The sequence below is a fragment of the Cellvibrio mixtus subsp. mixtus J3-8 genome, from assembly GCF_000766945.1.
In the GTDB taxonomy this organism is placed as follows: Bacteria; Pseudomonadota; Gammaproteobacteria; order Pseudomonadales; family Cellvibrionaceae; genus Cellvibrio; species Cellvibrio mixtus_A.
Map to the genome: position 1 here is coordinate 505237 of NZ_KN266207.1, position 14527 is coordinate 519763.

Consider the following 14527-nt stretch of genomic DNA (forward strand, 5'->3'; position numbering starts at 1 on the left):
TACTTTCCATCGAGTAATTACCACCGATTCTCTGCACCATTTTCAGGTGCGGACCATTCGCCATTCAGGATTTCCTGATTACGTTTGTAATGCTCGTAATTGAATTTGTTGCGCAATAAACCACCTGGATCATCTGGCACTCGCCTTAACCATTGTTCCATTGCCTGGCGTTCTTCATCGGTTAAATTATCGTCTTTTGGTGTTACTTCCTGCACTTGCTGGTGCTCGGCCTGCTCCTGTTGTTGGTCATCTTCGGCCTGTTTGGCTGCTTGCGCTGCTTTTTCCTGCTCGCTTTTCTCTTCCGGGTCCTTTTGTTGTTCAGCTTGTTGCTGCTCATCAGATTGTTGACTCTGATCTTGCTGCTCGTTTTGCTGATCCTTCTGCGCCTGGTTTTTCATATCCTGCTTTTGTTGTTCCTGATCTTGCTGCGCCTGGTTTTGTTGATCCTGGTTATTTTGATCGTCCCGGTTTTGATCGTTCGCATCCTGATTCTGTTGATTGTCCTGATCTTGTTGCGATTGATCTTGCTTGTCTTTATTTTGTTGGTCTTTGTTTTGCTGATCCTGTTTATTTTGATCAGCGTTTTGATCCTGGTTTTGCTGGTCCTGGTTTTGTTCTTTTTGTTGCTTGATTAAATCATCAACCAATTGGCGATTCTTTTTGGCGTCGGCCATATCCGGTTGTTTTTTCAGGGCCTCATCGTAAGCCTTGAGTGCCTCGGGCAATTTTTTGGCCTTGGCCAAGGCATTGCCGCGATTGTAATGGGCATCTGCAGTATCGAATCGCGCAAAGTTTTGAGCGGCGCCTTCATAATCACCGGCGCGATATTGGGCACTCGCTTTCCATTCCGGATCGTCAAAATTCTGTGCGGCTTCGGTAGCGTTTTGTTGTTGCAGTTGCTCATAAGCTTGCTGGTTTTTATTTTTCCATAAATCATCCCAACCTAACGCATAACTTTTGGATGGTGTTAAACCGAGCAGCGGTAACAATAATAAACTCAATAGCACACCGCGACGGAAGCAATAAAGCACTATAGGTAATAACAGCAACACCAACCAGTGGCCGCGGTCATACCAGCTGTCAAACTCGCGGTCTACTTTTTGGGTTTCCTGCTTTTCCGGCGCAGGCAAGTCCATCAGGTAATCAATATCGCCAGCGTTGTTCGTTAATGTGCGATAACGGCCGCGAGTTTGTTTGGCAAATGCTTGCAGTTCACTGACATTAAGTTGGGTAGTAACAATATTGCGATTGCCGTCGCGTACAAAGCCGCCTTTGGTACTGGGAATCGGTGTAGGCTCTGTGCTTCCAATACCCATTACCGACAAGCGATATTGGCTGTTTTTATTCATTGTATCGATAATGCTGGATTGTGCTGCCGCAATGACGCCATCGGTAATCAGTAATAAATCGCCTTGTGTTATTCCAGCATCTTTTAATAATTTTAATCCGCGATCTACAGCAGCTTCTGTATTGCTTCCTTCTGCGGGCATCACGTTGGGGTGCAACGCAGGGATAATATTAATGATAGTTTCCACATCATCTGTTAGTGGTGTTACTACATGCACATCACCGGCATATACTAGCAATGCAGTTTGGCCATCTTTTCGTTCGCGCAACAAATCAATCATTTTTAAACGTGCGCGCACGAGACGTGAAGGTTTTAGATCTTCGCTCATCATGGATGGTGAAAGGTCCAGCATTATCACTAATGCCTGTTGATTTTTTTCAACAGAGACGGGCAACTTTTCCCAGGTGGGGCCAGCCAATGCAACGCAACCGATAATCCAGCTGAACAATAACGCAATTAATTGCCAGGGTTTGATGCGCGTAGTTTGGCCGTCCAAAAGATATTTTAATAATTCGGGGGCGACCATTTGCTGCCATTGGCGGGCGGTGTGTTTTTGATACCACAGCAATAATGTGAGAGCGATTACGGGAATTAACGCAAATAGCCACTCGGGGCGCAGAAAATGAAACTGGTTATTGATGAAGTTGAGGCTGTTCATTACTTCACCTCCGCATTATTTGTTAGCTGTCCGGTTATACGACCTTGCCACCAATGCAAGGCTGCAATTGCCACACTCAACAAAAATGCCAATCCCAGTGGCCAATAAAATAAGGTTTGTACCGGACGAAATTTTTCCGCTTCAATTTCGATAGGTTCAAGTTTGTCCAGCTCGCGGTGGATTTGGTCCAGCTCTTCCAGGTTGCGCGCGCGGAAATATTTACCACCGGTTTTTTCGGCGATAGCAATCATCGTAGGCTCATCCAGGTCGCGCGACGGGTTGACTGTGCGCGAACCAAACAAGCCGGGCACTTCCATGGATTCAGCACCAAAGGCGATCGTATAAATTTTAATATTGGCTTTTTGTGCAAGCTCGGTGGCTTTATCCGGTGTGAGTGCACCAGCAGTATTAGCACCATCGGTAAGTACAATTAAAACGCGGCTGGCATTGGGGCGGTCGCGCAATCGTTTTACCGCAAGTGCAATCGCATCACCAATCGCTGTTTCACGCCCGGCAAAACCAATTTGCGCCTCCTGCAATAATTCATTAACCGTTTGGCGATCATAAGTGAGCGGTGCCTGCAAATAAGCCTGGGCGCCAAATAAAATTAAACCCAAACGGTCAGCATTGCGGCGAACCACAAAATCGCCAATAACTTTTTTTACTGCCATCAAGCGATTAATGCGATGGCCATTCAAGGCCATATCCATTTGTTCCATACTGCCGGAAATATCCACTGCCATTAATAAATCGCGGCCACTGGACGGCATGCTCATGGGCTCGCCAACCCATTGTGGATTAGTTGCGGCCAATAAACAGCTTAACCAAATGGCCCACAATGCAAATAATTTTGCCGGGCGTCTACCAATGCTTAAACGGTTGTGTTGTTCCAGTTGGCTGGCGTGTTGATAGAAAGGCACACGTAATGCGGCTTCAACGCGTTTTTTAGGGGCGATAAATTTCATCACCAACGGTAAGGGGGCCAGCAATAATAAATAAGGCCATTGCATTTCAAACATGATTGGCCTCCACAACGGTTTTTATGGGTTTACGCGTTGGTAATTTCTGGCGGTGATTACGATGTTGCGCAAACCAGTAACTGCACACAGCGTAAAGCGCATTGGCATCAATCGTCGGGTTTTTTTGATAGCTTGCGGTTAACAATTGCTGTCCGCATTCGCTATTAAATCGCAATGCAGTACTTGTTTGTTTATGTGGACAAACCCCATCCAGCCAATCCAGCCATGCCTGACCTTTAATACTGGCATTGAAAGTTTTTGGATGGGCCGTTAATGCGGTACGACGCAAAAGTACACTAACATCATGCAAAAATGCTGTGGCATTTTGTGTATTTTGATAATTGGAATAAGCACTATCCAGTTCCTGTTGCGCCAATTTGCGGTAATGATTTTTCTTTGTGCGATAACGCCATAAAAAAAATACGCTGAGCGCGATAGCTAATAGTGCCAGTAATGCCCACCAGCCCGGTGCCAGTGGCCACCAGCTGACAGTATTTGGTAAATGAATATCAGCGAGCTGATCTAATGGTGATTGCGTGGGTTGCATAAATGATTCTTGCATCCGGAATTCGAGTTATTTTTTTCGACCAAAGGCTTTGCGTAACCCATCCTGAATATCATCGTCAGTTGCGTAGCTGAGCAATGGAATGCGCAAGCGTTTGCATACCTGCGTCAGTTCATTCAGATGTTGGTCGAATTGCAGTTTGTAGGCTTGTTGAAAAGTTTTTTCGTTGGCTGCTAATTGCAAACGTTCGCGACCGTTGCTGATGGTCAGTGGTGCATTGCTGATTAATTGGCGCTCGAGTGGATCATAAATATGGATGAGCGTGACATCGGTGTGGCGTGCGAGCTCAAACAGTTGTTGTTCGCAAGCGGCGCTCATATCGTGGAAATCGCTGATAATAAATAATGCGCACCCGGGTTTGGCAATGCGGCGTGCATCAGCCAGGATTTTATGCAATTCATTACTGCGTTGATTTGTTGCGGGGTCCGGTGCTATCGGTGATTTCAAACGGTGGTTATAGTCCTGCAGCTGATGCATTAATTCCAATACGGCATGTTTGCTGCGGCGAGGACGCACATCGCGTTGATCGTAATCGCCAAAGACCAGCGCGCCCAAACGGTCACCATTCGCCAGTGCGGCCCAACTTAATAACGTGGCGATGTGCGCTGCCAACACGGATTTAAAACAGCGATGGCTGCCAAAGAATAATGATGAGCGCTGGTCCACCAGCATAAATACCGGACGCTCGCGCTCTTCCCGAAAAATTTTGGTATGGGCAACTTGTGTGCGTGCAGTCACTCGCCAATCGATAGAGCGAATATCGTCACCCGGTTGATAAAGCCGCACTTCTTCAAAATCCATTCCGCGTCCACGAAAACGTGTGCGGTCACCACCGGATAACAAACTGCGCGCGGGTTGATGGGCAAAGAGTTTTAAATCCTGCGCGGCAAATCGACAGCGCAAGAGCGCGCTCAAATCGGTGTAGGCACCGCGTGGATTTAAATCTTGTTGCAATTCACTCATGGCTATTGGCCCGCCCTTCATTTGCAATTGAATCGGATATCCGCATCAATGAAATCAGCTCAAGGGAACTGCTGCTAGCAATTTATCAATTGCATGATTCGGTGTGGTGCCGGTTGCTTCTGCTTCAAAACTTAAAATCAGGCGATGGCGTAATACATCGTGCGCAACTGCTTGCACATCGTCGGGGCTCACAAAATCGCGGCCGTTTAACCATGCATGCGCGCGCGCGCAACGGTCCAGCGCAATAGTTGCCCGTGGGCTTGCGCCGTATTCGATAAGTTGGTCGAGGTCTTCAGAATATTGGCCGGGGCGGCGGGTCGCATTAATTAAATGGACGATGTAATCCTCTACGGATTCCGCCATGTGAATAGCAAGAATTTCTTTGCGGGCTGCATCGATAGTAGCCTGACTAATGATTTCAGGTTTACTGACTGCAATCGCCGCCGCTTCATTGCGGGCGAGTTGCAGGATACGGCGTTCGGCATCAAGGCTGGGATAATCCACAATCACATGGAGCAAAAAACGGTCAAGTTGCGCTTCAGGTAATGGATAGGTGCCTTCTTGTTCAATCGGATTCTGGGTCGCCATCACCATAAACAGACCGGGCAGGGGATAAGTTTTGCTGCCCACACTCACCTGGCGTTCGGCCATGGCTTCCAGCAGTGCGGATTGTACTTTCGCAGGCGCGCGGTTGATTTCGTCGGCCAAGACCAGATTGTGGAAAATAGGACCGGGCTGGAATTCAAAGCGGTTTTGCTCGGGGCGATAGATATCAGTGCCAGTTACATCGGAAGGTAGCAAGTCAGGCGTGAACTGGATGCGGTGGAAATTCCCTTCAATGGCTTGCGACAGGGTTTTAATCGCTTTGGTTTTGGCCAGGCCGGGAGCACCCTCAACCAGCAAGTGGCCATCGGCGAGCAGGGCGATCAACAGGCGTTGGATCAAATGCTCCTGGCCGATAATTTGATCGTTAAGCCAGGTGTTAAGCGATTGAATTTGTTGGTAAGCCTGCATATTCGCGCAATTCCCCTTTAGCTGATAAACCGGCAATGAATTGAATGGATTCACCGGTGTCATTGAATTATTGGTGGTACCCACCTTCACTCGTTGCTGCCTTGCTATTGCAACGGTAGCGAAAGTGCGCTGGATAGACTGCCCAATCTGGTGTCAGTTCCTTGTAGTTTCAACTGTTTAGCGGAAATTTTCGACTAATCTTTATATCAGTTCCGATAAAAAAGAGTTTCTCTTCCCTAAGGAGACACGGCGATGAATAGCCCCCTGGTCAGCCAGCACAAACTTGCCGAATTTTTGGACGAATTTCACAGCTATGCGGCACAAAAATTATCCGCCGTGGAACTTGGGCAGGTACACACACTGGCTCGCCGGTTTTTTAGCCATTATCCATTAGAGGAATTAATCGGGCGGCGCTTGAGTGATGTATTCGGGGCGCTTTACCAATGGTGGCAATTTATCCGGGATTACGATGGGCAGGAACCAAAATTGCGCCTGTTCAATCCTTCGCTTGCGGAAGATTCGTGGGTATGTCCGCATACGGTGTTGGTGGTGTTGCAAAAAGATATGCCGTTTCTGGTTGACTCCATTCGTATTGAATTAAATCGTCGCAATATCGCTATCTACAGCATCAAAAGCACTGTTCTGACTTTAGCCCGTGATACTAACCATCAATTAGTTGAATTAGGTAATGGTGATAAAGGAATCGAACTGGATTCTGCGCAGGTTGCGTGCAAAGAAGCGTTAATCGTGATGGAGATTGGTGCACATAGCAATCCACAAGAATTAGCGGCTATCAGTACCAGCTTACGTGGAATCTTACGTGAAGTAGAGCGCGTGGTTGCTGATTATCAGCCGATGCGTGCTGCGGCATTGGCAGCCGAGCAAAATTTAAATTATGCGGCTCATGCCCCGGCAGCGGCAACGATTCAGGAAAGCAAAACGTTTTTACATTGGCTCACGGAAGATAATTTTACCTTTTTAGGTTATTCGGAATACGAGTTTCGTGAAGTTGACGGTAAAAAAACCTTGTTTGAAATTCCTGGGCAACGTTTGGGAATATTTTCATTGCGCACAAGTTCGGCGCCAAAACTAGCGGCAGAATTTTTTAATGAAGGGATGGCGCGTTTTCATTTGGTGCCGCAGGTAATTACCTTTTCCAAATCTTCCAATCGCGCACGCGTTCATCGTTATGCGTATTCTGATTATGTTATTGTCAAACGCTTTAATCCGGCAGGTGAAGTGATAGGTGAAGCGCGTTTTCTCGGGCTCTATACATCAGCTGTCTATTTGATGAACACCAGCGATATCCCGTTGATTTCAACTAAAGTGGCTAATGTCTTTGCTCGTACCGGTCTGGATGAAAGCAGCCATGACGGCAAAAATTTCCGTCAATTGCTGGAAACATTTCCTCGTAACGAGTTATTTTTAAGTAATGGTGCCGAGCTTTATGAAACCTTGGTGGGTGCCGCAAGCATTAATGAGCGCTCCATGGTGCGATTGTTTATGCGGCGCGATCCATTTGGAAAATTCATCAATTTTATTATCTATGTTCCGCGGGATTATTTTTCTACCAAAGTACGTTTGCAAATCCAGGAATTAATTGGAGATGTGATCGGTTCTCATGAGTGTGAGTTCACGACGTATTTTTCCGAATCCATCCTCGCTCGGGTATATCTGGTATTTAAAATCGATGGTGCCATGCCATCGCAAGTTGATGTGGAAACCCTGCAGGCGGGCATCGTTAATATCACCCGCTCATGGGAAGATTATTTACACACGGCGCTGCTGGAAGCGCATGGGGAAGAAGTCAGTTCGCAATTATTGCGTGACTACCGCGACGCATTTTCACCGTCTTACCAGGAAAAATACGATGCCCGTACGGCTGTGCAAGACATCCACTCTATTGCGGAATTATCCGGGCAACAATCGATTGCATTAAGTGTTTACCATTCACTCACCACTGAGAAAGCATCATTTATCCAGTTTAAAATTTTTCATCGCACACATACCCTGGCATTGTCTGATGTGATTCCGGTATTGGAAAATCTGGGTTTTAGGGTTGTTAGTGAAAGTGCCTATGATATTCGCACGAAAAAAGATGCTGTTATCTGGTTGCACGATTTTAAACTCGTGCACCAATTTTCCAGCACTATCGATTTGCATGCGATTAAAAACCAGTTTATGAGCGCTTTTGCTGCGATCTGGAATGGGTATGCGGATAGCGATGCATTTAATGCATTAATTACTACTGCCGGCCTGGATTGGCGTGAAGTGGTTATGTTGCGCGCTTACGCTGGCTACATGCACCAAACCCTGTTTCCATTTAGCGCGGGTTACATGGCTGTAGCACTGACTAACCAGGCTGCGCTCACCCACAAACTGGTGGAATTGTTCGGGCTTAAATTTGATCCTGAATTAGTGGATGACACTACACCGGAACGCATTGAAAAATTGCGTGCCGATATTGTGCAGCGCCTGGATGCCGTAGTGAATTTAAATGATGACCGTATTATTCGCCGCTTTTTAGCGTTGATCGACAATACGTTGCGCACCAACTTTTATCAGCACGATGTGCAAGGGCAAGCAAAACCCTATTTGTCCCTCAAGTTTTCTCCACGTCAATTAAATGAAATACCCGCACCAAGGCCTCTATTTGAAATATTTGTCTATTCCCCTCGAATGGAAGGTGTCCATCTGCGTACCAGTAAGGTGGCGCGCGGCGGTTTGCGGTGGTCAGATCGCTTGCAGGATTATCGAACTGAAGTCCTGGGTTTAGTGAAAGCCCAGCAAGTAAAAAATGCAGTGATAGTGCCGAGCGGCGCCAAAGGTGGGTTCGTTTGTAAAAAAATGCCGGCAAATGCAACACGGGAACAGCAACAAACGGAAGGTATTGCCTGCTATCAATTATTCATTCGCGGGTTGCTGGACCTAACCGACAATTTAATTGATGGCAGCATTCGCGCCCCGGAAAAAGTGGTGCGTTATGACGATGATGATCCTTACCTTGTTGTAGCTGCCGATAAAGGCACAGCGAGCTTTTCGGATATCGCCAACAGCATTTCTGCGGAATATAACCATTGGTTGGGAGATGCGTTTGCTTCTGGCGGTAGCCAGGGTTATGACCATAAAGGCATGGGCATTACTGCGCGTGGCGGCTGGATTTCTGTGCAGCGCCATTTCCGTGAAAAAGATATTGATGTGCAAACCCAATCTATTTCGGTATTGGGAATTGGCGATATGGCCGGTGATGTGTTTGGCAACGGCATGTTGCTGTCCAATTCTATTCAAGTGGTTGCCGCGTTTAATCACCAACATATTTTTATTGATCCCAATCCTGATCCTGTTGCCAGCTTCGCGGAGCGTCAACGACTGTTTAAACTACCTAAATCTACGTGGGATGATTACGATAAATCGTTAATCAGCGAAGGTGGTGGTGTGTTTAATCGCAACGCTAAATCAATCGTTCTCACCCCGCAAATGCGCACGCGTTTTGCGCTGGATGCAGCCAGCCTCACACCGACCGAATTAATTAATGAATTATTAAAATCACCGGTTGATTTAATTTGGAATGGCGGTATTGGTACCTATGTAAAAGCTGGCACGGAAACCAATGCAGATGTTGGTGATAAAGCAAATGACGGTCTACGGGTTAACGGCAATGAGTTGCGTTGCAAAGTATTCGGGGAGGGGGGAAACCTGGGTATGACCCAGCGCGGCCGCATCGAATATTGTTTGAATGGCGGTGCTTGTAACACAGACTTTATTGATAACGCCGGTGGTGTCGATTGTTCGGACCATGAAGTCAATGTCAAAATTTTATTGAATGAAATCGTTGCCAACGGTGATCTTACCCAAAAGCAACGCAACCAGCTTTTATTCGATATGACTGATAACGTTGCGCAGTTAGTGTTGCATAATAATTTGCGACAAACCCAGGCGATTAGTGTGGCGCAAACGGAAGCCTTAAAACGCAGTGCTGAATATCGCCGGTTTATGAATGCGTTGCAATCGTCGGGAAGGTTAGATCGCAAGCTTGAATTTTTACCCAATGATGATGTTTTGCTGGAGCGGCAAACTCACAATAAAGGACTGACACGCCCCGAATTAGCCATTTTAATTTCTTACGCAAAAGCGGTGTTGAAAGAAGACCTAACCAATTCAGATTTGGTTGATGATGAATATATGGTGAGTTTTATTGAAACTGCCTTTCCCCACAAAATTGCCCAGCTTTTCCCCCTGGCATTGCGTAACCACCGTTTACGCCGCGAAATTGTCGCGACACAAATCGCCAATGATATGGTGAATACCATGGGGATCACTTTTGCACAGCGGTTGATGGAGTCCACCGGTGCCAGTGCGGCTGATGTTGCCAAGGCTTATGTCATCGCGCGCGATATTTATGCGATGCCTGCATTTTTGGGGGCGCTGGATGATGCTACCCGCATTCCCGGTGAATTGCAGTTGCAATTAATCAACGACATGATGCGCAAAATTCGCCGTGCGACACGCTGGTTTTTGCGTAATCGCCGCAGTTATTTAAACCCGGCGAGTGAAGTGGAATTGTTTGCACCGGGTATGCGCCATATTAATGAACATTTACCGCAATTGTTGGTGGGAGATGCATTGGAGGAGTGGCTAGCAAACTCGCAAAAATTACGCAATTTGGGTTTGCCCGATGAGCTGGTAAAACGCGTCGCGCATCCTGCCGACCTATATTCCGGTTTGAGCGTAGTGGAGGCAGCGCGCATTGCTAATCAGGATATCAACCAGCTAGCGCAAATTTATTTTGCGCTGGGCAATTATTTGAGTTTGCCGTGGTTTGCGAATCAGATTTCCAATTTGCCGGTGGATAATTTCTGGCAAGCGATGGCACGCGAAACTTATCTTGGTGATCTGGAATCGCAATTGCGCAGTTTGAGTGTGTCGCTGATACGCTTTAAAGATGAAACGCTGAATCTGGACGAATTAATCCAGCGTTGGAGCGAGCAACATAAATTATTAATTGCGCGCTGGAAATCCATGGTCAACGAGTTGCAAGCTGTTAATGGAACCGATTTTGCGATGATTGCCGTTGCCTTGCGCGATTTGCTGGATCTCGCGCAAGCGACCCAGCATTGTGAAGGGTTGGACTCATGTCCAATCGAATAAGCATGGTTAATATTTTTCATTCTTTGAAGGATTTAATGTATGTCAATGTTATTGCAGCCAGCGATTAGCCTGGCAAACCGTATGTCTTTTTCGGCCAAACTCACTTGTGTGGTATTGATTTTTTTATTGCCTTTTTTATGGCTGCTCATTAAACAGTTACACCAACACAAGCAAGCAATTGATACTGCTGAAGGTGTTGAATACGGAGTGACTCTGGCATTGGCTATCAAACCCCTGGCGCTGGATCTAGCCAGGCACCGGGGGGCGATGGCGCAATATTTAAATGGTGCAACTGATAAAGCGGATAGTTTACGTGCGATAGAAACTGCCCTGGATAAACAATTGCAACAGGTGTCTGCCGAAGTAGAATCCCTCGGCGATACTGCCAGGATATTTGCTACCATCAATAGCAATTGGCAGCCGTTGAAATTAACTGTTGTTGCACCGGATGCGGAAAAAAGTTTCAGTGCCCACACAGAATTAATTGAAGAGGTCCATCAAGCTCTGGTGCAGGTTGCAGACTATTATGATATTGAATTGCTGGAAACCCGCGATCAGTATTATTTAATGCAGTTGGTGTTATTTCAGGTCCCGGAACTGCAGGAACTGTTGGGCCAATTGCGAGGTAAGGGCGCTGGTGCGCTAATTGATAAAAATATTACCCCTGAAGAACGGGCAACATTAACCGGGTTGCGTTATGGCATATTGAATATTGAGGGGAGTGTTAAACAGCAAGTGGATATGCTGTACAGTGATCCTTTACTGAAGAATTATTTTTCCACTTCCTATTCCGCGTTTGAGCACAGCATGCAGTCTCTGGATGTAGTGCTTAATCAACAATTGCTTACAGTTGATCAGCCCACGACTGATAATACCCTGTTTTTCAACAGCGTAACGGAAGTTATCGATGCATTAGGTATTTTTGATCAGCAAGCGAGCCAGTTGTTATTGAAAAAAGTGGAACAATCCCGTTCTGACGAGCTGCACGGGATGTGGTTGATTATTATTTTTTCTTTAATTTGTATTGTGTTGGGTTGTTACATGGCATTTGGTATTTTGCGTGCGCTGAATATTAGTGTGCAGCAAGTCAATAGTGCGGCCCAGCAGCTGAAGGCAGGGGATTTTTCCCGCGATATCCGTGTCAATAGCCGCGATGTTATCGGGGAGGTCGCCAGCAATTTATCCGCGATGGTGCAACAGGTTTCCAATTTAATTCTTGCTATCCAGAATTCTGCAAATGATGTGAATAAACTGTCAATCGAACTGCAAACAGTGACCGATAGCACGAAGGTTGAGCTTGATCAACAGAATAACCAAACCCAGCAATCCGCATCCGCCGCTACAGAAATGGCTGCGACTGTTCGTGAGGTTGCGCGCACCTGTGTGGACACCAGTTCTGCAACAGATGTTGCGCGCGATATTGCCCGCGAAGGTCAAAAAAAGGTAAACGATGCAATCCAGATGATTAATCGTTTGGGTGATGATGTAAGCCAGGCTAAAAATATTATTTCGCAATTGCAAAGTGATGTCACTGATATCAGTGCGGTGCTGGAAGTTATCCGTAGCATTGCTGAACAGACCAACCTGCTTGCCTTAAATGCGGCGATTGAAGCGGCGCGCGCGGGTGAGCAGGGAAGGGGATTTGCCGTAGTGGCTGATGAGGTTCGATCACTCGCAAAGCGTACGCAGGATTCCACGGCGGAAATTAAAACAGTTATTGAAAAGTTACAGACTCGTGCAGCGACCGCTGTCGATATTATTTTGCAAAGTTTTCACGGTTCCCAGCAGTCCGTGCAGAGTGCTGCCAGTGCCGGTGAATCTTTACAGCAGATTGTGCAAAATGTTGAAATGCTGCGCGATTTAAACACGCAGATTGCAACAGCCGCTGAAGAGCAGGCAACGGTTGCGGAAGAAATGTCCCGTTCAACACGCGAATTGGGTAACTCCGCAGAAAATATTCTGGGTCAAGTCGAGCAAACGCTGGGCTTCAGTATAACGATGCGGCGTAGCGCCAGCCAATTGCTTGAAAATACCTTGCAATTTAAAACCTGAGCCGCTGTGAGTTTGATAAAAACTATTTGGCAAGCTATTTAATAGATACCGGGTGAATTTTTGAAAAGTATTATCGTAAATATCGCTATTTCTGCGGAGGAGTTCCAGCGTTCCTATGAGGGCAATGTGAAAACGGTTTTTGCGCATAGCATTGATGGTCGTAGCATTCGCTTTCCTGCCGGGATCTTGCGGCCGTTTGTATTGCATAGCGGTGTGCGTGGCACCTTTGAAATTGAATTTGATGAGGAGAATCGTTTTAAAACCATTAAACGTTTGGGGTGATTTGAGGGCGCTAATCCAGTAGACTTGCGCCCTGAAATTTTTTGATCGTTATGACTGACCGCAAAGGCCCTCCATGTATCACCATATTCGCGATTTATTATTCCGCCTGGACGCCGAAACCTCCCATGAACTGAGCCTGGATATGCTGGGCGCAGCCGAGCGCTTGCATCTGCTGGGGTTGTTTACCAAGCCTGTTCCGAGCAATCCTGTAAGCCTTTGGGGATTAAGGTTTGATAATCCGGTAGGCCTTGCCGCTGGCCTGGATAAAAATGGCGATTACTTCAATGCGCTGGGCGCCTTGGGATTTGGTTTTGTCGAGATAGGAACCATCACACCGCGTCCGCAGCCGGGTAATCCCCAACCGCGTTTGTTCCGCATTCCGGAAGCCCAGGGCATTATTAATCGCATGGGGTTCAACAATAAAGGTGTGGATCATCTGATTGGGCAGGTTAAGAAGCGCCGCTTTAACGGTGTGCTGGGTATTAATATTGGCAAAAACGCGACTACACCGGTAGAAAATGCAGTTGATGATTATTTGATCTGCTTGCGTAAGGTCTATGAGCATGCGGATTACATCACTGTAAATATTTCTTCTCCCAACACCCCGGGTTTGCGTAATTTGCAATTTGGCGATTCCCTGTCACAACTGTTGGCGCCGCTGAAAAAAGAGCAGGGCATATTGCAACAGGCGACCGGTAAGCAGGTGCCTCTGTTGGTGAAAATCGCTCCGGATATGGACGAGGGAGAAATCGCCCAGGTTGCCGGCGTGCTTATTCAGGAAGGAATGGATGGTGTTATCGCCACCAACACGACAGTTAGCCGTGTGTGTGTAGAAGAATACGAAAATGGTAATGAAACCGGTGGATTGAGCGGTTTACCGGTACGCGATAAAAGTACCTGGGTGATTCGTACGCTTAATACCTGCCTGGGTGGGAAATTGCCGATTATTGGTGTCGGCGGTATTTTCGACGCGGCTAGCGCCGCCGATAAAATCCGCGCCGGTGCCAGTCTCGTGCAGGTCTACAGCGGGTTCATCTATGAAGGCCCGGCATTGATCCATGCCGCCGCTCAAGGTGTTGCCAGTTACCAAAAAGGTATCTGACCATCGATTATTGTTAAGCTCCAGGAATGACGAAGCCCGCATTAGCGGGCTTATTTCATTCAATATGATGATGTAAAAAAGGAATTCTGTTGGTCTTACGGAAATTAGCCACTCATTGTCATGGGGCTGATGTTGCTGATTTTTTGAACCTGAGCCAAACGGCTATAGCCATCCCACTGGTCCATGCGCGATTCGCGCCAGCCATTCAGCCATTGCTGACGGGCTTCCCCGGACTCATGGGGGCAGAGGCTTTTAGAACGCCCATCGATACCTGCTTGATACCCTTTAACAAATGCGCGTTCTGTTTGGTCACGTTTTTGACGTTTCATCAGTTATTGCACCTCTAGTTTGTGGATTATCGTTGAAGCGGTCTAGC

The 14527-nt window shown here is 47.0% G+C and carries 10 protein-coding genes; 4 read left to right on the top strand and 6 right to left on the bottom strand.

Features of this window, described 5'->3' with window-relative positions:
• Positions 1-17: 17 nt before the first annotated feature.
• Genes A596_RS07165 through A596_RS07185 form a run of 5 tightly spaced genes read right to left on the bottom strand, consistent with a single transcriptional unit; the run spans position 18 to position 5567 of the window.
• The gene (locus A596_RS07165; protein WP_039913440.1) at positions 18-2006 is read right to left on the bottom strand and encodes a vWA domain-containing protein; all 1989 of its coding nucleotides are present in this window, start codon (positions 2004-2006) and stop codon (positions 18-20) included.
• On the bottom strand, positions 2006-3025 hold the full coding sequence (locus tag A596_RS07170; RefSeq protein ID WP_052417324.1) for a vWA domain-containing protein: 1020 nt from the start codon (positions 3023-3025) through the stop codon (positions 2006-2008). The genes A596_RS07165 and A596_RS07170 overlap by 1 nt, the downstream gene beginning before the upstream one ends.
• The gene (locus A596_RS22015; RefSeq protein WP_160280104.1) at positions 3018-3572 is read right to left on the bottom strand and encodes a DUF4381 domain-containing protein; all 555 of its coding nucleotides are present in this window, start codon (positions 3570-3572) and stop codon (positions 3018-3020) included. The genes A596_RS07170 and A596_RS22015 overlap by 8 nt, the downstream gene beginning before the upstream one ends.
• 27 nt (positions 3573-3599) lie before the next feature.
• Positions 3600-4553, bottom strand: coding sequence for a DUF58 domain-containing protein (locus tag A596_RS07180; protein ID WP_039913441.1), 954 nt, complete (start codon positions 4551-4553; stop codon positions 3600-3602).
• A 54-nt stretch (positions 4554-4607) separates the two neighbouring features.
• On the bottom strand, positions 4608-5567 hold the full coding sequence (locus tag A596_RS07185; protein ID WP_039914419.1) for an AAA family ATPase: 960 nt from the start codon (positions 5565-5567) through the stop codon (positions 4608-4610).
• 252 nt (positions 5568-5819) lie between these two features.
• Between A596_RS07185 and A596_RS07190 the strand changes: the two genes are divergently transcribed.
• The 4 genes from A596_RS07190 (at position 5820) to A596_RS07205 (ending at position 14151) form a co-directional block, all read left to right on the top strand.
• A complete protein-coding gene (locus A596_RS07190) occupies positions 5820-10715 on the top strand; it encodes an NAD-glutamate dehydrogenase (protein WP_039913442.1) in 4896 nt (1631 codons plus the stop codon).
• Positions 10716-10754: 39 nt separating this feature from the next.
• A complete protein-coding gene (locus A596_RS07195) occupies positions 10755-12767 on the top strand; it encodes a methyl-accepting chemotaxis protein (protein WP_039913443.1) in 2013 nt (670 codons plus the stop codon).
• A 60-nt stretch (positions 12768-12827) separates the two neighbouring features.
• On the top strand, positions 12828-13049 hold the full coding sequence (locus tag A596_RS07200; protein WP_039913444.1) for a DUF2835 domain-containing protein: 222 nt from the start codon (positions 12828-12830) through the stop codon (positions 13047-13049).
• A 73-nt stretch (positions 13050-13122) separates the two neighbouring features.
• Positions 13123-14151, top strand: a complete 1029-nt coding sequence (locus A596_RS07205) for a quinone-dependent dihydroorotate dehydrogenase (protein WP_039913445.1) — start codon at positions 13123-13125, stop codon at positions 14149-14151.
• Positions 14152-14255: 104 nt separating this feature from the next.
• Here A596_RS07205 and rmf read toward each other — a convergent pair whose 3' ends face one another.
• Positions 14256-14480: a ribosome modulation factor gene (gene rmf, locus A596_RS07210; protein ID WP_039913446.1), complete on the bottom strand. Its 225-nt coding sequence runs from the start codon at positions 14478-14480 to the stop codon at positions 14256-14258.
• Positions 14481-14527: the final 47 nt, after the last annotated feature.